Source organism: Kribbella sandramycini (assembly GCF_013131805.1).
GTDB lineage: Bacteria > Actinomycetota > Actinomycetes > Propionibacteriales > Kribbellaceae > Kribbella > Kribbella sandramycini.
This window is the reverse complement of the sequence record NZ_JABJRC010000001.1, coordinates 707,579-728,579: the sequence shown is the minus strand read 5'-3', so window position 1 is coordinate 728,579 and position 21,001 is coordinate 707,579. Positions and strand designations below refer to the sequence as shown.

At 69.3% G+C, this 21,001-nt stretch carries 23 protein-coding genes and 2 tRNA genes; 13 read left to right on the top strand and 12 right to left on the bottom strand.

Features of this window, described 5'->3' with window-relative positions:
* The first annotated feature begins 12 nt into the window (after positions 1-12).
* The 4 genes from HPO96_RS03165 (at position 13) to HPO96_RS03150 (ending at position 3,610) form a co-directional block, all read left to right on the top strand.
* Positions 13-612, top strand: a complete 600-nt coding sequence (locus HPO96_RS03165) for a RibD family protein (protein WP_171670822.1) — start codon at positions 13-15, stop codon at positions 610-612.
* A 44-nt stretch (positions 613-656) separates the two neighbouring features.
* Positions 657-1,034, top strand: coding sequence for a nuclear transport factor 2 family protein (locus tag HPO96_RS03160; protein WP_202885473.1), 378 nt, complete (start codon positions 657-659; stop codon positions 1,032-1,034).
* A gap of 47 nt (positions 1,035-1,081) precedes the next feature.
* Positions 1,082-2,314, top strand: a complete 1,233-nt coding sequence (locus HPO96_RS03155) for a deoxyguanosinetriphosphate triphosphohydrolase (RefSeq protein WP_171670821.1) — start codon at positions 1,082-1,084, stop codon at positions 2,312-2,314.
* A 66-nt stretch (positions 2,315-2,380) separates the two neighbouring features.
* The gene (locus HPO96_RS03150) at positions 2,381-3,610 is read left to right on the top strand and encodes an NAD(P)/FAD-dependent oxidoreductase (RefSeq protein ID WP_171670819.1); all 1,230 of its coding nucleotides are present in this window, start codon (positions 2,381-2,383) and stop codon (positions 3,608-3,610) included.
* A 74-nt stretch (positions 3,611-3,684) separates the two neighbouring features.
* Here the strand turns inward: HPO96_RS03150 and HPO96_RS03145 are convergent, their stop codons facing one another.
* Positions 3,685-4,554: a TolB-like translocation protein gene (locus HPO96_RS03145; RefSeq protein WP_171670817.1), complete on the bottom strand. Its 870-nt coding sequence runs from the start codon at positions 4,552-4,554 to the stop codon at positions 3,685-3,687.
* A gap of 10 nt (positions 4,555-4,564) precedes the next feature.
* Entirely contained in the window at positions 4,565-6,154 is a 1,590-nt protein-coding gene (locus HPO96_RS03140; protein WP_171670815.1) for a glycoside hydrolase family 99-like domain-containing protein, read from the bottom strand.
* 52 nt (positions 6,155-6,206) lie between these two features.
* Here HPO96_RS03140 and dnaG point away from each other — a divergent pair, with 52 nt between their 5' ends.
* The 4 genes from dnaG to HPO96_RS03120 are packed head-to-tail and all read left to right on the top strand — an operon-like array spanning position 6,207 to position 9,878.
* Positions 6,207-8,111: a DNA primase gene (dnaG, locus tag HPO96_RS03135; protein WP_171670813.1), complete on the top strand. Its 1,905-nt coding sequence runs from the start codon at positions 6,207-6,209 to the stop codon at positions 8,109-8,111.
* Positions 8,112-8,158: 47 nt separating this feature from the next.
* Positions 8,159-8,446 (top strand): YiaA/YiaB family inner membrane protein, encoded by a 288-nt coding sequence (locus HPO96_RS03130; RefSeq protein ID WP_171670811.1) that lies wholly within the window; start codon positions 8,159-8,161, stop codon positions 8,444-8,446.
* 44 nt (positions 8,447-8,490) lie between these two features.
* On the top strand, positions 8,491-9,291 hold the full coding sequence (locus HPO96_RS03125) for a metalloregulator ArsR/SmtB family transcription factor (RefSeq protein WP_171670809.1): 801 nt from the start codon (positions 8,491-8,493) through the stop codon (positions 9,289-9,291).
* Entirely contained in the window at positions 9,288-9,878 is a 591-nt protein-coding gene (locus HPO96_RS03120; RefSeq protein ID WP_171670808.1) for a dihydrofolate reductase family protein, read from the top strand. The genes HPO96_RS03125 and HPO96_RS03120 overlap by 4 nt, the downstream gene beginning before the upstream one ends.
* Here HPO96_RS03120 and HPO96_RS03115 read toward each other — a convergent pair.
* Complete coding sequence (locus HPO96_RS03115) at positions 9,860-10,423, bottom strand: DUF4232 domain-containing protein (protein WP_171670806.1); 564 nt, start codon at positions 10,421-10,423, stop codon at positions 9,860-9,862. The genes HPO96_RS03120 and HPO96_RS03115 overlap by 19 nt on opposite strands.
* A gap of 116 nt (positions 10,424-10,539) precedes the next feature.
* Here HPO96_RS03115 and HPO96_RS03110 point away from each other — a divergent pair, with 116 nt between their 5' ends.
* Entirely contained in the window at positions 10,540-11,712 is a 1,173-nt protein-coding gene (locus tag HPO96_RS03110) for a DUF1684 domain-containing protein (RefSeq protein ID WP_171670804.1), read from the top strand.
* A gap of 6 nt (positions 11,713-11,718) precedes the next feature.
* Here the strand turns inward: HPO96_RS03110 and HPO96_RS03105 are convergent, their stop codons facing one another.
* From HPO96_RS03105 to HPO96_RS03090, 4 genes are all read right to left on the bottom strand, one after another.
* Positions 11,719-12,405: an SRPBCC family protein gene (locus tag HPO96_RS03105; RefSeq protein WP_171670803.1), complete on the bottom strand. Its 687-nt coding sequence runs from the start codon at positions 12,403-12,405 to the stop codon at positions 11,719-11,721.
* On the bottom strand, positions 12,398-12,994 hold the full coding sequence (locus HPO96_RS03100) for a helix-turn-helix domain-containing protein (protein ID WP_171670801.1): 597 nt from the start codon (positions 12,992-12,994) through the stop codon (positions 12,398-12,400). Before HPO96_RS03100 ends, HPO96_RS03105 begins: the two co-directional genes overlap by 8 nt.
* A gap of 42 nt (positions 12,995-13,036) precedes the next feature.
* Positions 13,037-13,345, bottom strand: a complete 309-nt coding sequence (locus tag HPO96_RS03095) for a hypothetical protein (protein WP_171670800.1) — start codon at positions 13,343-13,345, stop codon at positions 13,037-13,039.
* Between the two features lie 102 nt (positions 13,346-13,447).
* The gene (locus HPO96_RS03090) at positions 13,448-13,738 is read right to left on the bottom strand and encodes a hypothetical protein (protein ID WP_171670798.1); all 291 of its coding nucleotides are present in this window, start codon (positions 13,736-13,738) and stop codon (positions 13,448-13,450) included.
* A 178-nt stretch (positions 13,739-13,916) separates the two neighbouring features.
* Here HPO96_RS03090 and HPO96_RS03085 point away from each other — a divergent pair, with 178 nt between their 5' ends.
* Entirely contained in the window at positions 13,917-14,777 is an 861-nt protein-coding gene (locus HPO96_RS03085; protein ID WP_171670796.1) for a phosphotransferase enzyme family protein, read from the top strand.
* 60 nt (positions 14,778-14,837) lie between these two features.
* Here the strand turns inward: HPO96_RS03085 and HPO96_RS03080 are convergent.
* A tRNA-Ile gene (locus HPO96_RS03080) sits at positions 14,838-14,914 on the bottom strand.
* Positions 14,915-15,007: 93 nt separating this feature from the next.
* Here HPO96_RS03080 and HPO96_RS03075 point away from each other — a divergent pair.
* Positions 15,008-15,178 (top strand): hypothetical protein, encoded by a 171-nt coding sequence (locus tag HPO96_RS03075; RefSeq protein WP_171669883.1) that lies wholly within the window; start codon positions 15,008-15,010, stop codon positions 15,176-15,178.
* Positions 15,179-15,431: 253 nt separating this feature from the next.
* Here the strand turns inward: HPO96_RS03075 and HPO96_RS03070 are convergent.
* The 4 genes from HPO96_RS03070 to HPO96_RS38905 all read right to left on the bottom strand — a co-directional run bounded on the left by HPO96_RS03070 (position 15,432) and on the right by HPO96_RS38905 (position 18,880).
* Positions 15,432-15,507, bottom strand: a tRNA-Asn gene (locus tag HPO96_RS03070).
* 127 nt (positions 15,508-15,634) lie between these two features.
* Positions 15,635-16,183 (bottom strand): hypothetical protein, encoded by a 549-nt coding sequence (locus tag HPO96_RS03065; RefSeq protein ID WP_171670794.1) that lies wholly within the window; start codon positions 16,181-16,183, stop codon positions 15,635-15,637.
* Between the two features lie 168 nt (positions 16,184-16,351).
* Positions 16,352-17,239, bottom strand: coding sequence for a sigma-70 family RNA polymerase sigma factor (locus tag HPO96_RS03060; protein ID WP_171670793.1), 888 nt, complete (start codon positions 17,237-17,239; stop codon positions 16,352-16,354).
* Between the two features lie 84 nt (positions 17,240-17,323).
* Entirely contained in the window at positions 17,324-18,880 is a 1,557-nt protein-coding gene (locus HPO96_RS38905) for an amidohydrolase family protein (RefSeq protein WP_171670791.1), read from the bottom strand.
* Between the two features lie 36 nt (positions 18,881-18,916).
* Here HPO96_RS38905 and HPO96_RS03050 point away from each other — a divergent pair, with 36 nt between their 5' ends.
* Entirely contained in the window at positions 18,917-19,783 is an 867-nt protein-coding gene (locus tag HPO96_RS03050) for an exodeoxyribonuclease III (protein WP_337796493.1), read from the top strand.
* A complete protein-coding gene (locus tag HPO96_RS03045; protein ID WP_171670789.1) occupies positions 19,780-20,901 on the top strand; it encodes a hypothetical protein in 1,122 nt (373 codons plus the stop codon). The genes HPO96_RS03050 and HPO96_RS03045 overlap by 4 nt, the downstream gene beginning before the upstream one ends.
* The last annotated feature ends 100 nt before the right edge of the window (positions 20,902-21,001 follow it).

Below are 21,001 nucleotides of genomic sequence, written 5' to 3'. Positions count from 1 at the left end.
AGCGTTTGCGCCATGCGGCCTCATGTGGTGGCTCAGGTGGCGGTCTCCCTCGACGGGCGGACGGCGGGGTTCGACGCGGATCTCGCCCGGTACTACGCGATGGCGACGCTGTGGCAGGAGGATGTGACGCTCGTCGGCGCCGACACCATCCTCGCCCAGGAGGGTTTGCTCAGGGCAGCTCCAGGTGGAGATTCGCGAGCGTCCGGCCCGTTGCTGGCTGTGGTGGACAGCCGGGCGCGGGTGCGGTCCTGGGAGGTGCTGCGGGGGCTCGGGCATTGGTCCGACGTACTCGCGCTGTATGCCGACCAGACGCCTGCGCGGCCGCCGGATGCGACCACTCGTGAGTTGGTGACCGGGTATGAGCAGGTCGATCTCGAAGAGGTGCTGCGGCTGCTGGGAAGGCGCGGCGCGGAGGTGGTGCGGGTCGAGTCGGGTGGGGCGCTGATCGGCGTCCTGCTGGAGCTGGGGTTGGTGGACGAGCTGGCGCTGCTCGTGCACCCGGTGATCGTGGGGGCGGGGGAGCCGTGGTGCGGGGCGACGGTGCGGTTCCGGCATGCCGGAACCGAGGTGTTCAGCGGCGGAATCGTCTGGTCCAGGTATTGCCTTGACTAAACTGGGTACACTGTACCTAGTTTCAGATTCGAGGAGGATCAGGCTTGTCCGAAGCGAGTGTGCGGGAGTGGTTCGAGCGGTACGACGCGCTGGCGGCGGCGCGGGATTACGAGGGAATGGCCGACCTGGCGCTGTTCCCCCTGAACGAGGTGTCCGACGACGGCAAGGGCAACGGGAGCGCCACCCAGATCGACCGGGCGGCGTATCTGGCGCAGATGGAGCAGGTGATGGGCGGCGGCGGTGAGTTCAGCTTCGACGTCACGCGCACGCCGCATTTCCTGTCCGACGCGCTGGTCTTCGTGATCACCGACGGCACGATGACGTACGAGGGCCAGACGCAGCCGGTCCGGTACGGCGATCTGCTGGTCAAGGTCGACGGCGGCTGGCGGTTCCAGTCGATGGTCCAGGGCGGCTGGGGTTAACCCGCACGTCCCGAAAATGTCGGTATGCGCCGTTACTGTGAACGGTGATGAGGAAGCAGCACGAGTGGTACGACGAGCACGACGCTGAGCGCTGGGTCGCGGAGCCGGTCAAACGACCGGGCCGGACAGCGTTCGCGCGTGATCGCGCCCGCGTGCTGCACAGTGCGGCGCTCCGGCGGCTGGCGGCCAAGACCCAGGTCGCCACCGCCGGCAGCGACGACTTCGTCCGGAACCGGCTGACGCACAGTCTCGAGGTCGCGCAGATCGGCCGCGAGCTGGCCTCGACCCTCGGCTGCGATCCCGACATCGTCGACGCGGCCTGCCTGTCCCACGATCTCGGCCACCCGCCGTTCGGCCACAACGGCGAGCGGGCGCTCGACGTGCTCGCGGCCGAGATCGGCGGTTTCGAGGGCAACGCGCAGACCCTGCGGCTGCTCACCCGGCTGGAGTCGAAGACCTTCGATCCGGCCGGCCGCAGCGTCGGGCTGAACCTGAGCCGCGCGACCCTCGACGCGGCCACCAAGTACCCGTGGGCCCGGCGTCCGGGGGAGCGCAAGTTCGGCGTCTACGACGACGACCTGGCCGTCTTCGGGTGGCTGCGCCAGGGCGTCGGCGAGCGCCGCTGCCTGGAGGCCCAGGTGATGGACTTCGCCGACGACGTCGCCTACTCGGTGCACGACGTCGAGGACGGCATCGTCGCCCGGCACATCGACCTCGCGGCCGTCGGCGCCGACCGGGCGCCGTACTGGGAGATCGTCCGGCGAATGTACTTGCCGCAGGCAACCGATGCCGAGCTCGACGAGGGCTGGCAGCGGCTGACCAAGCTGCCGTACTGGCCGGCCGGCCCGTTCGACGACAGCCGGCGCGCGCTCGGCGGCCTGAAAGATCTGACCAGTCAGCTGATCGGCCGGTTCGTGACCGCCGCCGAGCAGGCGACCCATGTCGTTTTCGGTCGGTCCCGCCTGATCCGCTACGAGGCCGATCTCGTCGTCCCCGACGGCGTCCGCCTCGAGATCGGCCTGCTCAAGGGCATCGGTATGTTCCACGTGCTGAACTCGCCCGAGCGTCAGGCCCGCCGCGCCTCCCAGCGCGAGCTGCTCACCGAGCTGGTCGAGGCCCTCTCGAAGACCGGCCCGACCCACCTGGACGCCGCCCTCCGCGCCGACTTCCTCGAAGCCGCCGACGACAGCGCCCGCCTCCGCGTGATCATCGACCAGGTCGCCTCCCTCACCGACCCGTCCGCCCTCGCCTGGCACCAAGCACTAGTAGGGGGTGCCTAGCAATCCCGCACCGAGCACCTCCTCGCTACGTCGCGGAATTGCTAGGCACCCCCTAGTCTCGGGAGTATGACTGCTGAGCCCATCGTCATCGTCGGTGCGAGCCTCGCGGGAGCGACCGCGGCCAAGACCTTGCGGGAGGAGGGCTGGAGCGGCGGCGTCGTGCTGATCGGCGCCGAGACCGAGCTGCCCTACGAGCGACCGCCGTTGTCGAAGGACGTCCTGCTCGGTAAGAAGGGGCCGGAGTCCGCGCAACTGCACGACGAGCAGTGGTACGCCGACAACTCGGTCGAGCTCCGCCTCGGCACGACCGTCACCGCGATCGACCCCGCCGCGCACACCGTCACGCTGGACGACGGTTCCCAGCAGGCCTACTCGAAGCTGCTGCTCGCGACCGGGAGCCGGGTCCGCCGCCTCGACGTACCGGGTGGCGACCTGCCGGGTATCCACTACCTGCGGACGGCGCAGCAGTCGCAGGAGCTGACCGACGCGTACGCCGCGAAGCCGCGGGTGGTCGTCGTAGGCGCCGGCTGGATCGGTTTGGAGGCTGCTTCGGCGGCGAAGGAGCGCGGTTGCGAGGTGACTGTGGTCGCGCCGCAGTCGACCGTGCTCGCCTCGGCGATGGGTGAGCAGGTCGGCGAGCTGTACGCCGACCTGCACCGTAAGCATGGGGTCGTGTTCCGCTTCGGTGCGCGGGTCGAGGGCTTCGAGGGTGCCGACGCGGTGACCGGCGTCCGGATCGCCGGCGAGGTGCTCCCGGCAGACCTGGTGGTCGTCGGGGTCGGCGTCCAGCCGAACTTGGAGCTGGCCGAGGCGGCCGGCCTCGAAGTCGCCTCCGCCGAGGAGGGCTCGGGTGTGGTCACCGGCGCCGACCTGCAGACGTCCGCCGCGGACGTGTACGCGGCCGGCGACATCGTGCGCTGGGCGCACCCGAAACTCGGCCGGTCGCTGCGCGTCGAGCACTGGCAGAACGCGAAGGACACCGGCGCGGTCGCCGCGAAGGCGATGCTCGGACAGGAGGTCGCGCACGACGCCCAGCCGTACTTCTTCACCGATCAGTTCGATCTCGGCATGGAGTACGTCGGCGACGTCCCGCGCGGCACGTCGTACCACGTCGTCCTCCGCGGCGACCCGGCCTCGGGCGCCTACCTGGCCTTCTGGCTGAGCGACGACGAGCACGTGCTCGCCGGAATGCACGTCAACGTCTGGGATGCGACCGACAGCATCCGCGCCCTGATCGGCCAACAGGCCGACCCGGCGCGCCTCGGTGACAGCTCGATCGAGCTTTCGGCTGTGTAGGGCGAACCGCCCCCACTCACCAACTGTCCGCAGTACCGCCCCCGCCACGCTCAGCCGTGGCCGGGCAACCGCCTTCAGAGTGAGTTGGTGAGTGCTGCAGATCCGCCCACCGGATAGGCCACGTAGGCGAACGCCGTGCTGTCCGGCGCCCAGCTCGGCACGTTCATCGTGCCCTGGCCGCCGAACAGCGTCGCCAGCTCGCGGATGCCGTCGGGGGTGAGCAGGCGGACGCGGACGTCGTCGATATCGGCCGGATGCCCCTCGGTGCCGGGCGGGAAGCTGACGTAGGCGACCGCCGAGCCGTCGGGCGCCGGGTGCGGGAACCAGTTGACCCGCTCGTCGTCGGTGAGCTGCTCGGCGACGCCGTCCGCGATCCGGAACAGCTGGGCGTGCCCGGCGCGCTCGGAGTTGAAGTAGATCCACTTCCCGTCCGGCCCGTACTCCGAGCCGTCGTCCGCGTGCTCGTCGTCGGTGATCTGGACGTCGGCGCCACCGGCGGCCGGAACCGTCCAGACGTTGGTGATCCGCCGGCCGTCGACCGGCTCCAGGCCGATGTAGGCGAGCGTCGTCCCGTCGGGGGAGATGCCGTGCAGGTAGTGCCGGAAGTCGGGCCCGCGGTCGTTGCTGACCCGGCGCCCCGGCCCGCCGGTGAACGGAACGGCGTACAGATGACCGTCGGCGGCCGAGACGTACACGGTCTGCCCGTCCGGGCTCACCACGTGATCGTTGTTGATATCCGGCACGCCGCCGAGCTCGATCTCGACCAGCCCGTCGTCGACCCGGAACAGCCGCCCGTTGCCGTTGACGATCAGCTCACCGCCCGGCGTCCAGTTCGGCGCCTCGAACAGCATGTCGTCCGAGCTGAACACCAGCCGGGACACACCGCTCGCGACATCGACGACATACAGCTCGGACCGCTGACCAGGGCGCAGAGTTCGGGGCACGGTCGCAAACCTAACCGACGCAGCCCGGCCCGGGCAGGGACAGTTCAGCCTGCAGGACGTCGAGATACGCACAGCCGTCGCGTTCGTTGGGCTCGATCACGCCACCCTCGTGCCACTCGTTCCACGCATACAGGTAAAGGTGGTTGTCCACCGTGGACGGCCGCGTGGACGCATTCATGTCGGCGACGGCGGTGCGCACCGCCTGCCGGAAGCTATCGATCGACTGATCCGGCATCCAGCGGATGGCATCCACGTTCGGGTTCTCGATCGGATACCGCGGCCGCTCGTCGAAGTCGGCCAGCACGCAGCGACCGAACGGCCCGGTCGGCGCCTGGTGGTAGAACTTGGTCTGGTCGCGCAGGTAGGTCGCGTACGAGCGCGACTCGATCGCCGGGCCGTCGGTCGTGCAGTACGGTGCCTCCGCGCCTGCGTTCGCGACCTGCTTCGGGTCGAAACCGGCCTGATTGATCATCACGTACAGGTCCTGGCCGGACTTCGCGCGGACCGCGTCAACGAACTGCTTGATTTGCGCGTTGCTGCCGTCGCCGAGCCCGCGGGCGTCGCAGACGTTCAGGATCTTCCGGCCGTCATTCGTCCGCAAAACGTTGTCCTGCTGCAGGTATCGCGCCAGGTTCGTCGCGACCGCGTCGTACTGGGCGACCGGGATGTTCAGCGGCGCGTACGGATGCGCGCAGACGCCGATCGTGAAGTCGATGCTGTCCTTGTTCGACGCCTGCAGGAACGCTTCGAGCGCGGCGTCGGTCAGATCCTGCCGCTGCTTCTTGCTGTCCCAGTAGTAGTAGAAGTTGAAGAAGCTCAGCCCGGCGGAGGTCGCCTGCTCGATGTGCTTCTCCAGCGTCGCGGGCTGCGAGTCGTCGTAGTACCCGATCGAGGGTTTGAGATTCGACCAGTCCGTGCCGGGCCAGTTGTCGGTCGCGTACGGCGTCCCGGCGTGGAAGTCGCGGACGCCGCCCCACCAGTCGTTGTCGCGGCCGTAGATCTCCTTGGTCCGCCCGATGATCGTCGGGTGGCCGCCGGTGTGGAACATGCCGAAGTACACGGCGCCCGCGCGGACGGCGGTCGGGCGGACGTAGCCGACCGGGCCGTCGAGGGTGTAGCCGGCCTTCAGCAGCTCGGCCGTGCGCGGTTCGAGCGCGAGCCGCCACTCCTTGCCGTTGGTGAAGCGGCGGAGCTGGACGAGCCCAGGCGCGGGCTCGGCGTTGACGTATCCGGCGATGTCCTCGTCCGTCCAGCCTTTGCGGACCAAGGTGTCGCGCTCGTCGGGGGACGTGGTGAAGAGCCAGCGGGTGGCGTTCGTGGTCGGCTTCAGCCGGTAGAGCGGGATGGAGCCGGCTTTGGGCTCGCGGTCGACGGCGGCCAGCGCGCCAGGCTGTCGGCGGTAGCCGGCCGCGGTCGCGGCATCCAGCTCCTGCGGGTCGGCGGTGTAGAGGCGGCCGGTGCCATGTGGCGCGACCAGCTCGACGAGCGGCTGTGGGTGGGTCGGCCGGATGGCTGCGGTGGCCGGCTTCTCGCCGGTCAGCACGAGCGTGGACGCGAGCAGGGCGGCGCTGAGAACGAGCAGCCCGAGAGTGCGACGCACTGGTTGGTCCTCCCATGATGGGTTCGGTTGCCGAGGATCGTAGACTCGCGGGGTGGCAGGCAGGATCAAGGAAGAGGACATCGCGCTGGTGCGCGAGCGCGCGCGGATCGACGACGTCGTCGGCTCGTACGTGACCTTGAAGAACGCCGGGGGCGGCTCGCTGAAGGGGCTGTGCCCGTTCCACGACGAGAAGTCGCCGTCGTTCAACGTCACCCCGGCCCGCGGCTTCTTCTACTGCTTCGGCTGCCAAGAGGGCGGCGACGTGATCGACTTCATCCAGAAGATCGATCAGATCACCTTCCACGAGGCGGTCGAGACGCTGGCCTCGAAGGTCGGCATCCAGCTGCGCTACGAGGAGTCCGGCGCCCCGATCCAGCGCGGCCCGGCCAACCAGCGCCCGCGGCTCGTCGAGGCGCACAAGGTCGCCGCGGAGTTCTACGTCGACCAGCTGTTCGGCGCGGCCGACGCCTCGCTGGGCCGCCAGTTCCTGGACAAACGCGGGTTCGATCGCGATGCCGCCGTCCAGTTCGGGGTCGGATTCGCGCCGCGCGGCGGGGATGCGCTGATCGGCCACCTGCGCGGCCGTGGTTTCACGAACACCGAGCTGGTCTCCTCCGGCCTGGCCGCCGAGAACCAGCGCGGCCTGTACGACCGGTTCCGCGGCCGGCTGATGTGGCCGATCCGGGACGCATCGTCCGATGTGATCGGGTTCGGCGCGCGGCGGCTGTTCGACGACGACAAGATCGAAGCGAAGTACCTGAACACGCCCGAGACGCCGATCTACAAGAAGTCCAAGGTGCTGTACGGCGTCGATCTGGCCCGGCGCGAGATCGCCAAGGGCCGGCAGGCCGTCGTCGTCGAGGGCTACACCGACGTCATGGCCTGCCACCTGGCCGGCGTCCAGACCGCGGTCGCCACCTGTGGGACGGCGTTCGGCGACGACCATGCCCGGGTGTTGCGGCAGTTGCTGCTCGACCACGACCAGTTCCGCGGCGAGGTGATCTTCACCTTCGACGGCGACGAGGCCGGCCAGCGGGCAGCGCTCAAGGCCTTCGCGGGTGACCAGGCGTTCGCCTCCCAGACGTACGTCGCCGTCGAGCCCGACGGGCTGGATCCGTGCGACCTGCGGCTGCAGAAGGGCGACGCCGCCGTCCGCGAGCTGATCGGGCGGCGGGTGCCGCTGTACCGGTTCGTGCTCGGCAACGTACTGGGGAAGTACGACCTGGATCGCGCCGACACCCGGATCGACGCGTTGCGCGAGGCCGCGCGCCTGGTGGTCAGCATCCGGGACAAATCGAAGGTCGACGCCTTCACCCGCGAGCTGGCCGGCCAGCTGGGGATGGAGGTCGATCAGGTCCGGCCCGAGGTGCACCGGGCCGCGTCCCGGCCTGCGCCGCAGCCGCAGGCCAACGGCCGCCCGCCGGTCACCGTGAGCACGGAGGCGCCGCCGGCCCCGCCGCGGGCCGACGTCCCGTCCCCGCGCGACCAGCGGTTCGTCATCGAGTGGGACGTGCTGAAGGTCGCGATGCAGCATCCCGCGCTGGTCGGCGTCGCGTTCGACGAGCTGGACGACCACGACTTCACACACCCGTGGCTGGTCGCGATCCGGGCCGCGATGGCGAAGGCGGGCGGTCCGTCGGCCGCGGCGCCGGGGGAGGCCTGGGTGGTCGCCGTCCGCGAGGCTGTCGGCAACGATCCGGCCGCCGCGGTGGTCGGCGCGCTCGCGGTCGACCCGCTGCGGCTCGGCCGGGAGCCCGACGAGCAGTACGCGCTGGCCCTGCTCGCGCGGTTGCAGGAGCTGACCTGCGCCCGCCGGATCGCGGATCTGAAGTCGAAGCTGCAGCGCACGAACCCGATCGACAAGGCCGACGACTACAACCGGATGTTCGGCGAGCTGATTGCGCTCGAGGCGTACCGCGCCGACCTCCGGAAGAAGGCCATCACCGGCGCGATCTGAGTAGTTCAGCGCATGTCGCGCGGCGTTGGTTTCGCGACGATCTACGCATGAACAAGCCGATTCAGCCGTCCCAGACCAACGCCTACTACGTCCAGGCCATCTTGTCGTTCGGCCTGTCGCTGACCGCGATGACGATCGCTGTCATCTACCTGCCCGCGGCCGGCTGGGTCCGGGCGTTCCTCGGCCTCGGGCTGCTGTACCTGGTCACCTCGACGATCACGTTGTCGAAGGTGGTCCGGGACCGGCAGGAGCTCTCCGGGGTCAGCACCCGGGTCGACCAGGCACGCCTCGACAAGCTGCTCGCCGAACACGATCCGTTCCGCGTCGACAGCTAGATATTCCTTGACAAGAATATTCTCTTTGGAGAATACTTCTGGTCATGGAACAGATCGCGGCGGTGCTGGGGGACGGGACGCGGTGGCGGATCGTCGAGTTGCTGGCCGAGCGTCCGCGCTCGGTCGGCGAGCTGGCGGAGCTGGTCGGGATGCGGCAGCCGCAGGCGACCAAACACCTCCAGACGCTTGCGCGCGCCGGGCTCGTCACCGTCGTCCCACTCGGGCAGCGGCGGGTCTATGCGCTCGACGTCGAGCCGCTCCGGGCCCTCGAACTGCGGGTCCGGGAGCTGATCGCCACTGCTGAGGCGCATGCGGGGGATCGGGACGTGATCAGCCGCTATCAGGCGGCGATCGCGGCCGAGTCCGCCCGCGCCGACCGGGATCGGTGGGCCGACGGGCGGACGTTCGCCTTCGAGCGCGTGTTGCCGGTGGAGCCGGCCGTCGTCTGGCGGCACTGGGTCGAGCCGGCGTTACTCGCCGAGTGGTGGGCGCCGCCGTCCTTGCGCGTCACGGACGCCGTCCTCGAACCGCATGCCGGAGGGCGCGCCGTGCTCGAGTACGCCGACGCCGAGGGGCGCTATCGCGCCGAGGGTGTCGTGCACGCCGCCTCGGAGTCCGAACGGCTGGTCTTCGATCTTGCGTTGCTCGACGCGCCGGCAGTGGTGTCGTTCCGGACGACGTACGACCTGACGCTGACCGCCGTCCCGGAGGGGACTCGCCTGCAGCTCGATCTGCGCATCACCGACAGCACTGTCGAGGCTGTCCCGGCCATCGCGGGGATTCCGACCGGGTGGAACCAGGTTCTCGACAATCTCGCTCATCAAGTTCAAGGAGCTCAGTCATGACCGAACGGCTTGTCACCGCCAACATGTCCCTCAGCCTCGACGGCCGCTACCACGGCCCGGGCGGTCCGGCGGACTTCGGCGCCTTCATTCCATATGTGACCAGTGATGTCGCCCGGGACCACATGACGCGGATGTGGTCGGATGCGACGACCGCCGTCCTCGGCCGGGTGAACGCGGAGGGGTTCATCGGATACTGGTCAGCGGTGGCTGTGGACGACGACGCCGATCCGCGCGACCGTGCCTATGCGCAGTGGCTGGTCGGCGCCGACAAAGTGGTCTTCTCGCGCACGCTGACCGAGGCGCCGTGGGAGCGCACCCGGCTCGTCAATGCGCCCGTCCCGGAGACTGTCGCCGCGCTGAAGTCGTCGGGCTCCGGTGACATCTTCGTCAACACGTCGCCGTCCATCATCAAGCCGTTGCTGGCGGCGGATCTGATCGATCGCCTGTACCTGATGGTCTTTCCGGAGATCGTGGGCGGCGGCGAGCGGCTCTTCGAGGACGGCCTGCCGCGCGGGAGCTGGCGGCCGGCGCATCAGGAGGCCGGGGCGCTCGGCGAGCTCGCGCTGATCTACGACCGCGTCCGCTGATGCCAGGCGGTGAGCTTGACGGCGCCGGTGGTTCCGAGGTCGAGCTCGACCGGCCAGACCACCGGGCCCTCTTGTTTGCCCCGGGCAATGGACAGGAAGGTGGCGTTCCGGACCTCGCCATCGGTGGTCGTGTTCGACCAGGACACGAACGCCTCGACCGATTTCCCTTGTTTCAGGCGGATCTTGCCCGGCCCGGGATCGGTCGCCAGGTACGACGAGCCGCGGCTCACCGTGATCTTCATCGGCCGGCGCTCGCCGTCCAGAACGACGATCTCGGGATAGCCCTCGACGGCCATGTCGTCGGCCCGGCAGTTGGTCAGGGTCACCGCGACTGAGCGGTGCCCGAGCGCGGGCTCCACTTCGCTGACCTGGATCGAGCGCCCCGATGCGGGACACGTCGCCGGCGGCCGGGTCGGCGTCCGCTTGACCGGCGTCGGCGTACCGATGATCTTCGGCGTCGGCACGACGGCGCTCTCCCCGCCGGTCGCGCGCTCCGTCCCACAGGCGCTGAGAATCAGCGCCAACCCCACCCAAGCCAGCTTCACCCGAGGACGGTACCGCGCGGGCGGGCCGGATGCGCCTGGGACAGCTGAGAATCGAGGTTCTTGCGTTATGCGCAAACCATGATGCCTCTAGCGCCTGACGATCCTACGTTGGCGACATGACAACGAAGGGACAGCTCATGCAGGACATGCACACCGGTCAGCAGGTTCCGGCGGATTTCGACGCCTGGCGCCGGGAGCGTTGGGACGAGATCGCCGGACCGAACGGCAAGGCCAAGGTCGTTGCGAAGGGCATGATTTCCGGCTCGTCCGTCCAGATGCTGCCGGGGATCCCCGGCGAGTGGAGCACGGACGCCGCGGGTGCGTTGACCGTGACGGCGTCCGCGGCGGACGGGGTGACGGTCGGGGAGACGCTGGTCGACGGGACGGTTGTGGTGCCGTCCGGTAGCGCGCTCGGGTTCTCCGGCGGCCGGGCCGGAATGGCGGGCGGCGCGAACGGCGCCTATGGAGTCGTCGTGACCGATCCGCGCGAGGTGGAGCGGCTCGGGCTGAGCGGGATCGACAGCTACGCCTACGATCCGGCGTGGGTCTTCGAGGGGTACTACCGGGCTGCCGCCGCGGGACGCCAGATCGAGGTGGAGCGGCTGACCAGCCCGCCGAGTACGGACCGGATCCTCGGCCCGCTGGATCTGGTGGTGACCATCGACGGCGTCGAATACGTGCTGACGGTGCTGGAGGAGCAGCCCGGGCAGCGGTTGGTCGTCTTCACCGACGAGACGAGCGGCAACGAGACCCCCGGCATCGGCCGCTGGCTGACGCTGCCGGACGCCGTACCGGGGGAGCCGCTGGTGATCGACTTCAACAAGGCGACGCTGTCGTACCACCACCTCCAGGCGACGGTCTTCACCTGCCCGCTGTCGCCGGAGGGCAACCACCTTCCGCTGCGGATCACCGCCGGTGAGCGGTCCCTGGTCTTCGATGTGAGGGCCAAGGCTGTCACCTACCTGCGCCACCTCGAGAACCGCGACTGGGACGCCGCCCGAGCCATGTGCACCGCCGCGGCAACCGTCTGGCACAACGACGGCAAGGGTGACGAGTCGATCGACGCGAACATCTCCGGGATGCAGGCCCAGATCGGCGCCATCGAGTCGATGCGGTACGACGTACAGCGGCAACTCGCGGCCGGCGACGAGGTGCTCCAGCAGCACGTCGTCCACGTCGCCACCAAGGACGGCCGGCGCGGCGAGGTCCATGCCGCCGTCTACTTCCGCTTCGACGGCGGCCTGATCAGCCGGATCGAGGAGTACGCCAACTTCGTCCCGGCTGAGTAGCGGTCACTACTGGACGGCCGCCGTCCACCAGTCCTGCCAGTGCTTGGTCAGCTCGGTGTGCCGGGCCTCGTCGACGCCGTACAGGCTGAGGAGTGCCCTGGCCGCGCCGCTCTCGGCGTCGTGGGTGAGGACGACGAGGCCGTCGTTCCAGCCGTCGACCGTCAGGCCGAGCTGGTGCTCGGAGCGGAACCAGACCGTTCCGGTCGCCTTCTCGGCGGGGAAATCGAGCTCGTAGCGGTCACCGACGTTGAGCTTGCTCGCGTCGAGGGCCGTCGCGGGCGCGGTCTTGCCGGTGCCGGACACGAGCACCGTCCGGCGGGTGTCGCCCGGGTGCCGCTCGACGGCGAACCGGAGCTGCTGCATGAACGTGATCCAGCCCTCGGTGATGTCGTCGTAGTACCGGGCCCAGTCGGGATCGTCGCCCACCGCGGCGCGGATCAGCGTCAGTTCGGTCCCGCCGCCGGCGGCATCCGCGAGCTCGATCCGGTCGCCGCCGTTCAGATCGATCGCGTGTCCCTCGGTGCTGACATCGGTGAAGTAGATCAGCTCGATCTCCTGGTCCAGGCTGCCGTCGACCCCGCCGGTGAACTCCCAGCCGTGCCACTGCCGGATCTGCTCCTTGTCTCGCAACGCCGCCCACACGGTGCTGGGCGGCGCGGCCACGGTGACCTTGATCCGCGGGCTGTCATTCATCGGTTTCTCCTTCATTCCTTGGTTCCGTAGTTCTTGGTTTCCGCGGCGCCGGATGGGCGCCTGCAATCAATCGGTACGCCCGGCCCTCGCCCGAGTCGAACTGCCCCACGACCTGCCGTACGGCATCGGCCAGCGCATCACTGAAGCGATGCAGATCGCCCGGCTCCGCGAACCGCACCTCGGTTTCCAACGTGAACGTCAACAGCCGCTGACCCGCCTCGCCTGCGGCCGCCTGCATCCGCGCGACATCCCGCACCGTCCCCGCGGCCACCTCGACGAGATGCTCAGCGGCGTACTGGTCCTGAATCCCCTCGAACGCTCGTCCCATCACGCCCGGATCAACCACCACCGCGCCGTCCACAGCCCGAAACACCCGCTCCACGAACCCCCGCCGCTGCCGCTCCTCCACCACCTCGACCAGCCCGGCCTTCTCCAACTCCCGCAACTGATAGTTGACCCGCTGCCGAGTAACCCCCAACACCTTCGCCAACTCACTGGCCGACCCGGGCTCCCGCAACAACTCCAGCAACCGCCGCCGCACCGGCGACAACGCCACCCGAACCGTCTCCGCCTCCTCGATGTACCGCACCCCCGCAGTCTGCCAATAGAAAGAAAAATTTGTCAATAAGCCTCATGTCCACCCAGCGACGGTCGTCGTCTCGCCGACCTCCTGGGTGACGGCGTTGACCACGAGCACCGCAAGCGACGGCTCACCCCGCCGCCGACAATCAACCGCCACCAGATCAAGCAACCGCCCAAGCCCGTTGAGCGCATGCGGCAACCCCAGCTCCCGCTTCAACCCGCCGTACGCGACCGTCTCGCCTCGCCGCGCCAGCCCGATCAGGTACTCCCGCACCCGCGGCACGCAATCCACATCGAGCGGCGTAACCCGCAACTGCCGCCCCTTGACACCGACCGTCTCACCAACCCGCAGCCCCATCACCCGATCGTCCCACCGGGCACCGCGCCTGGGCACCCGCAAGATCGACCTCATGCCAAGGCCCCCACAGCGGAACTGCGGGGGCCTTGGGATGGTGGTCGATCACTTCAGGTCGGCGAGGAACCACCACCTGCCGCTGATCGGGTGGCGCTCACAAGGCCCGACCCAGTGGGCGGCGCCGCTGAACGCGAGCCCACCGCGATCGAACTGGCAATCCGGTTCGTCGACGTACGGCCCGAACTGCTTCACGGCCTGGGGGCCCGACGTCCCACTGACGACGGATGGCGCGGCGACCGCCGTCGCAGCCGGGACCAGCAGCGCCGCGACGGCCGCCGTCCCGATCATCAACCCGCCGGCGATCCGCCTGGTGTGCCGCACATATGCGTTTCGCATCTTCGGTTCCTCCACTCTGTGGACAGCAAGACAGAGGTAATCACCGGCCGTGAGCGCGGCTCCAAGGATTCGAATACCGCTCAAGTCCTTGACGAGGCCATGGCCCTTGGCTGTTTGCCGGCCGCGCCCGCTAAACCCCTCGCGTGGCTCCGCTCGTCGGCGGTAGCGTCCTGCCTCGATGTGGAGCGAAGTGCGACCGCCGACGAGCGCGCAGGTCGGAGCCGATTTCGGGGTCGAGGTGGGTGAGCTGCGGGCTCATCCGGGTGGGTTCGAGGCGGATGCGTTCAGCGACGGGCGCTGGTTCGTGAAGCTCTGGCGGGGACAGCCCGACAGTGACGCCGGGTTGGCGCTCACGGCCGAGTTGGCGAGTCGCGGCATTCCCGTTCCCACCGCGCAGCGAGCTCTTGATGGCTCCTACACCGCTGGGCACCTCGGCCGGCGCTACGCCGTGTTTCCGTACGTCGACGGCCGCCAGGCGACCGCGGCGGACGCCGAGGCGATTGCGCGAGCAATGCGAGCGGTGCACGACCTCACCGACCTCGTCCTCCCGCGGGCCGAGCTGCACGAGTGGTGCCTCGAGGCGCTGCGCGATCGGCAGGATCACCCGTGGCTCGCCGGCCGTCGTGACGAGGTGCTGGCCAATGTCGACCGGCTCGAAGCGGTGATGGAGCGGGCCCGCGCAATCGACGTCCCACACGTCGTATGCCACCACGACCTCTTCCCGCACAACGTCCTGATCGACCGCGACGGCCGGATCGCCGCGCTCCTCGACTGGGGCACCGCCCGCCTGGCCCCACGCGAACACGACCTCTTCGTCGCCCTCTGCGAGCCCAACACCGTCCGCTTCCTCCAGTCGTACGGCGCTGAACAGCTAGACCCCACCCACCTCGAATACGCCCGCCTGGCCCGCTCCCTCCGCGACCTCGCCGTCCGCCTCCGCGACGAAGTCGACCTGGAAGGCATCAACACCTGGGGCCTCACCGGCCTACGCCGCGTCGACGCAGACCTCGCAACCGCCCGCCCGTTCTGCGCCACTTGACCGGCTGCTCGACGGCGGTGCCCTCGTCGCGCTCCGGCCGGGTGGTCGACCGGAAGTTTGTGGTGGGGCGGGTGGGGCTCGAACCCACGACCCAAGGATTATGAGTCCTCTGCTCTGACCGGCTGAGCTACCGCCCCGTGCCGGGTGATCGTATCTGGTGTGGGTGGGGGGTGGGGGAAACCAGGGGTGGTTCAGGGGTTGTACGGACTTGGTTTTGGGGTGGGGCGGGCATGATGGAGGTCAGGTTCGAGAAGGGAACGACGATGGGCTGGTTCATTTTTCTGGTGCTCGTGGTCGGGGCGGTGGCGGCGTTCAAGTACCGGGTGCCGTTGCTGGCGAAGTTGACCGGGCAGCCGCAGCAGCGGATTCAGCGGGCGATCGATCGGCGGAAGGGTAAATAGGCGACGGTAGGTGCGCCCGGTACGCCGTACGTGCGTGCCGGGCGGATGGCGTCGGCCGGGCCGGAGCGGGTTGGCCCGGGCGGGTGCGGCCCGGGCGCGGTGAGGGCGGACCGCCGGCACTCAGCAACTCGCGCTGGAGGGGGTTGTTGGGGCGCGGTTGAGCGTGGCGGGGGCGGTACTGCGGATAGTTGGTGAGTGGGGGCGGTTCGGGAGAAACAAGTAAGCCGAGTCTCTGGTGAGACTCGGCTTTTGGTGGCTCCCGCGACTGGACTCGAACCAGTAACCTGCCGGTTAACAGCCGGCTGCTCTGCCAATTGAGCTACGCGGGATGGGGGTGTTTCGGTGTCCCAATCCCTCAAGACCTGAGTAGGTTAGCAGGCCGGACGCGTAGGACAAAAACGGGATTCCATCGGTGGGATTTCGGCTTCCGGGTCAGGTTCGGGGTGGCCGGTCGGGTCAGACGCCGAACTCGTCGCGGACGGCGGCGAGGGCGGCTTCGGCGCGGTCGAGGAGGCCGGGCTGGGTGGGCTCCAAACCCTTGTCCAGCACGAAGTTCCAGGTGATGGGGGCGTCGGTGGCGGCGGGGTTGCGGCGGCCGACGATGCGGACGCCGCGCTTGCCGGCGAGCAGGACATGGCGCTGGACGACGATACTCGCGTCGACCCGTTCGCGGAGGAGCTGGCCGAAGCGGCCCGGGTCGTCGAGTTTGAGGTCGGTGGCGCGGAGCGGCGTACCGAAGTCGGTTGTTTCGTAGACGTGCAGGACGGAGGCTTCGGAGTCCCAGCCGGCGCGCTCGATCTGCTCCCAGCCGACGCGGCGGACGCGGTCTGCCGAGGGTTTGTCGGCGGCGACGTCGTCAGCCGGTAGATAGACGGCCTCGCGCGTCCCGGCGACCCAGTTGCCGTCGGTCAGTTGGACGGCGGCCAGGATCGATTCCTTACGCCCCGCCGCACCGCCCACAGCAGTCGCCAACTCAGCCGGCCAAGTCTTACGCCCGAATCTCACACCCCCATCCTCCCAGCCGCCTCAACTCGCGCGCGCCCGACCTGTTGCGGGAGCTGAGTAAGCGGCAGTCACTCGTTGCGGTAGGCCCGCTCCAGCTGTGGCGCTGGAGCGGGCTGGACCTCCGCGCGCTCGGGGGAGCTGGTTGGTGCGCGGAGGCGGTTGTGGGGGTCAGGCGGCGTAGTCGCGGAGGTAGTGATGGGCTCGGCGGCGGAGGTGGCGGAGGGCTTCGCGTTCTAGGGCGCGGACTTGGGTGGGGGTGAGGTTGAGGTGGGCGGCGGTTTCTTCGGGGGTGGCGGGTGGGTGGTGGGGGTCGAGGCCGTAGCGGAGGCGGATGACTTGTTCTTGGAGTTCGTCGAGGAATTGGAGTTGGTGGGCGAGGTCTTGGCGGAGGGCGGCTTGGTGGAGTCGGGGTTCTTCGTCGAGGACGGGGTCGGCGTCGGTGGATTCGAGGGGTTCGTGGTGGATCTGCCAGGCGAGGGCGCGTTCGACGCGGGCGACGGTCAGGGTGGTGGCGGTGGCGAGCTCGGCGGTGGTGGGCTCGCGGTTGTGGCGCTGGGTGAGCTGGTGGCGGACGGCGGCGACGCGACCGGCGTCGGCGTACGCCTGGGCGGGCATCCGGATCATCCGGGAGCGGTCGGAGATGGCGCGGCCGACGGCTTGGCGGATCCACCAGATGGCGTACGTCGAGAAGCGGTGCCCGAGCCGGTGGTCGAAGCGCTCGATCGCGCGCATCAGGCCGATGTTGCCCTCCTGGACGAGATCCAGCAGGGAGATGCCTTTACCGGTGTAGCGGCGGGCGATCGTGACGACGAGGCGGAGGTTGCCCTCGATCATCCGGCGCCAGGAGTCGCGGCCGCGGGCGACGAGCTGCTGCAGCTCGGCCGCGTTCCCGGGCGCCGGGGTGTGGGTGAGGCGTTCGCCGGCGAGCAGGCCGGCCTCGATCCAGAACGAGTGTTCGCTGACCTCCTCCAGGGTGAGTAGTTCGTGCCGCCCGATCTCGCGCAGGTAGGCCACCAGCGCGGTCACGTCGGCCGGGTCGCAATCCAGTTCAGCCATCCGTCCTCCTGCTCAAGAGAATGCAGGCGAACGACCCTCCGCAGACCGGCAATCCGTAATCTGTGGATAACTCTCTGTCGATTGCTACTTCAAGTACGTCCGCAGCCCCGACAGCAATCCACCGTGGAACGGGTTCGCATCCACTGCGTCACACCACTCCGCCCCCGTCGTGATCGGCTCGATCGGCGGCACCTCCACCGGCTCCGGAGCCGCAGCCGCAGCCCCACGACGCCGAACCGCCACCTCCAGCTCCGGGGCGGGCATATCCGGCAGCAGTACGAAAGCGTCAAACTCCGCCAGAACTCCCGCATCTGCCCGTACGACATCCGACTCGACACTCAATGCGGAGGCGGCTCGGGTGAGGCTGTGGGCGGCTTGGTGGGCGGCGGTGGTGGGGTTGGTGCGGACGGCGTTGAGGGTGGTGAGGATGGTGGGCCAGGTGGTGGTGGGGGTGCCGTAGTCGATGTGGCGGGTCAGGGGGCCTAGACGGATGGGGGTGGCGGTGGGGGCGAGGGGTTTCATGAGGGAGGGGAGGCCGTAGCGGGGGCGGCCGCCTACTACGGCCAGGCGGATGTCGGGTTCGGTGGCGTTGATGAGGTTGCGGTAGGGGTCCGGGTGGGTGCGGCGGACGACGATGAGGTCGGCGAGGGCTCCGCGTTCGATACGGCCGACGGGGTGCGGCCAGACGGTGGAGAGGGCTTCGCCGGGGTTGCGGGTGGCCAGGGCGACCAGTTCGGCGTCGGTGAAGACGGGGGCGGGCTGGGCCTTGTTCCAGAGGTCGGCGACCTTGAGCTCCCAGAGCACATTACGGGTGCCGGACGGCGCCCAGTCCGAGCCGATGCAGAGGCGGACGCCGGCCGCCTTCGCGGCAGCCACATCAGCCGTCGCGCCGTATAGCCAGTAGTTGGAGAACGGCGACCAGACCAGACTCGCCCCGCCGGCCCTCATCAGCGCGAAGTCGGCCGCGTTCAGCGCGCCGCCGTGGATCGCGACGAGCTGCGGCTTTACCACGCCCACCTCGTCGAGCAGCTGGAACTCGGCCCGCAGCTTCGGATCCGACCCCTCCGCCGAGTGCGCGATGAAACCGCGCCCGGCCGCCACCGCCGCCGCGTACGGCGCGAGCGCTTCCTTGCTGTCGGCAACCAAGGTGCTGACCCGGATGAAATCGTCCCGCGTCCCCAGCTTCTCGGAGTCGACGTTCCGGATCAGATCGTCGTCCGGCGGCACGGCCCCGCGCGGGTTGCCCTGAATGGACGTCGTCCCGCCGACGATCGCCCGCGTCTCGACGTACCGCAGCAGCGCGCGCCCGGCGGCGGCGCCGAGCAGCCGTGCCGGCTGGCTGATCTGGGCGCTGTACGTCGGCGCCCGGCCCCACTGGTTGTGCGACGTCCACGGCACCTCGCGGGACGGCTCAGTCCACAGCGGCAGGCTGTTGTACATCAGATGGTTGTGCAGATCGATCAGCCCTGGGCAGATGATCCCGCCGGCGGCGAAACTCGGCGCGTCCGCGAACCCGGCCGGTACGTCGTCCAGCGGCGTCACCGCCGCGATCAGCCCGTTGTCGCCGACGTACACCGCACCCCGTGCCAGCACCCGCTCGTCGGAACGCATTGTCATGACCGTGCCCCGTAGTACGAACATCTACTGAGGGTAAGCGGGACCAGGTATCTTTGGTCGGTGCGACTGGCGACGTGGAACGTGAACTCGGTGAAGCAGCGGATACCCCGGCTCCTGGCCTGGCTGGACGAGCGGCAGCCGGACGTCGTCTGCCTGCAGGAGACCAAGCTGGCCGACGACGCGTTCACCGCGCTGCTCGGCGCAGAGCTGACGGCCCGCGGCTACGAAACCGCCCTGTACGGCGAAGTCCAGTGGAACGGCGTCGCGATCCTGTCCAAGGTCGGCATCGAGGACGTCGTGACCGGTGTCGCCGGCGCCCCCGGCTTCCCGAACCCGGAGGCCCGCGCCGTCGCGGCGACCTGCGGCGGCATCCGAGTCCACGCGCTGTACGTCCCGAACGGCCGTGAGCCGGACTCCGACCACTACCGCTACAAGCTCGAATGGCTGCAGGCCCTCAAGGAGGTCGTGGCCAACGGCCCCGCCGACCAGATCGTCTGCGGCGACATGAACATCGCGCCGACCGACGCCGACGTCTTCGACCCCAGGGCGTTCATCGGCTCCACCCACGTCACCCCGCCGGAGCGGCAGGCGCTCGCCGACCTGATGGCCGCCAAAGACCTGCGCGACGTGGTCCGCGACCGCTGGCCGGACGACGTCGTCTACAGCTACTGGGACTACCGCGCCGGTATGTTCCACCAGAACCTCGGCATGCGGATCGACCTCACCCTGGCCACTCCAGGCGTCGCCGAGCGCGTCAAAGCCGCCTGGATCGATCGCCAGGCCCGCAAGGGCACCGGCCCGAGCGACCACGCGCCCGTCATGGTCGATCTCGACGTCGCGCCGGACGGCGACGTCGGCCCGATGATCCCGCCGCCGTCCGCGCCGCGGCCTCGCAAACGCCCGGCGACGCTCCCGCAGAACCGATGATCCACCGCCTGCTCGCGGCCGCGCTGGTCTTGTCGCTGGCCGCGTGCACCAGCGAGGAGCCCAAGACCGAACGGCCGATCCACTGGGAAAAGGTGGACGTCGGCGCGGAGCCGGTCGCGCTGGCCGAGCACGACGGCCGGATCCTGGTCGGCCTGAAACATCAAGGCGCCAAGGTCGTTCCGGGCGCCGTCCTGCTGAACGGCTCCGAGCGCAAGACGATCCCGGTCAAACCGTCCGCCGCGAGCCCGTACTCGTTCGAAGCGATCTGGTACTCGATCGCCTGGGACGGCAAGCAGATCCTCGGCCTCGGCGGCGCCTCCGGCGGTGCCCACGGCAACGTCCGCTGGACGGTCTGGACGGGCTCCACCGACACCACCCTGACCGAGCACCCGCAGACGTTCGACACCTTCAACGGCCTGTCCGCCGGTCAGATGAGCTCAGCCGTGATCACCCCGGCCGGTCAGGCGCTGACCGGCTCGTGGGAAGGGATCGAGACCGGTCTGGACGCCGCGATCTGGCTCCCGCAGCAGAACGACAAATGGCTCAAGCAGAACTCGGCCAAGACCCCGCTGCAGAACACCAAATCGATGCTGGTCGGCGCGAACTTCGGAACAGCGGACGGCGACGGCATCCTCCTCGCCGGATCACAGGTCCGCCTCGCGCCCAACGTCGTCGAGCAGCACGCGGCGGTCTGGCGGTCGCAGAAACTCAACCAGGGCTGGGCGCGCACCGAGCTCCCCGACTCCGGTAACCGCGGCCAGGCGATCACCGCCCGCTGTACGACGTCCTGCGTCGTCACCGGCGCGGTCGACGGCAAGCTCGCGATCTGGCGGCTCGGCCCCGGTAAGCCGCGCCGGTTGACCGGCGTGCCGGACATCCCGGTCGGTGACAAGGACCAGTTGCCGCAACCGCTCACCAACGGCTCCGACGACATCACGCAGATATTTGCCCAAGACAACAAAATCCGGATCCTGTCCGGCCGGGAAGGCGCCTGGCGCGTGTTCGACGCGAGCGGCGGGATTCAGGGGCCGGTGGGTCAGCTGGTCCGGGCCGGCGACAACTTCGACGCCTACCTGATTGCCGGCGGCGCGCTCTGGCGGGCCAAGGGCCTGCTCTAGCTGTACTGACCAGGCACGTTGGTCGAGGAAGTGCGACGACACGCGGTGAGTGTCGTTGATGAGTGAAGGTCTCCTGGCGTGGAGTGGAGCTGTCTAGGAA

Bases quoted from the DNA above. Each gene is read 5' to 3' on its own strand.
- HPO96_RS03165 (WP_171670822.1), top strand. From the start codon at position 13: ATGCGGCCTCATGTGGTGGCTCAGGTGGCGGTCTCCCTCGACGGGCGG.
- HPO96_RS03155 (WP_171670821.1), top strand. From the start codon at position 1,082: ATGAGGAAGCAGCACGAGTGGTACGACGAGCACGACGCTGAGCGCTGG.
- HPO96_RS03150 (WP_171670819.1), top strand. From the start codon at position 2,381: ATGACTGCTGAGCCCATCGTCATCGTCGGTGCGAGCCTCGCGGGAGCG.
- HPO96_RS03130 (WP_171670811.1), top strand. From the start codon at position 8,159: ATGAACAAGCCGATTCAGCCGTCCCAGACCAACGCCTACTACGTCCAG.
- HPO96_RS03125 (WP_171670809.1), top strand. From the start codon at position 8,491: ATGGAACAGATCGCGGCGGTGCTGGGGGACGGGACGCGGTGGCGGATC.
- HPO96_RS03120 (WP_171670808.1), top strand. From the start codon at position 9,288: ATGACCGAACGGCTTGTCACCGCCAACATGTCCCTCAGCCTCGACGGC.
- HPO96_RS03110 (WP_171670804.1), top strand. From the start codon at position 10,540: ATGACAACGAAGGGACAGCTCATGCAGGACATGCACACCGGTCAGCAG.
- HPO96_RS03105 (WP_171670803.1), bottom strand. From the start codon at position 12,405: ATGAATGACAGCCCGCGGATCAAGGTCACCGTGGCCGCGCCGCCCAGC.
- HPO96_RS03095 (WP_171670800.1), bottom strand. From the start codon at position 13,345: ATGGGGCTGCGGGTTGGTGAGACGGTCGGTGTCAAGGGGCGGCAGTTG.
- HPO96_RS03090 (WP_171670798.1), bottom strand. From the start codon at position 13,738: ATGCGAAACGCATATGTGCGGCACACCAGGCGGATCGCCGGCGGGTTG.
- HPO96_RS03085 (WP_171670796.1), top strand. From the start codon at position 13,917: ATGTGGAGCGAAGTGCGACCGCCGACGAGCGCGCAGGTCGGAGCCGAT.
- HPO96_RS03075 (WP_171669883.1), top strand. From the start codon at position 15,008: ATGATGGAGGTCAGGTTCGAGAAGGGAACGACGATGGGCTGGTTCATT.
- HPO96_RS03060 (WP_171670793.1), bottom strand. From the start codon at position 17,239: ATGGCTGAACTGGATTGCGACCCGGCCGACGTGACCGCGCTGGTGGCC.
- HPO96_RS38905 (WP_171670791.1), bottom strand. From the start codon at position 18,880: ATGTTCGTACTACGGGGCACGGTCATGACAATGCGTTCCGACGAGCGG.
- HPO96_RS03045 (WP_171670789.1), top strand. From the start codon at position 19,780: ATGATCCACCGCCTGCTCGCGGCCGCGCTGGTCTTGTCGCTGGCCGCG.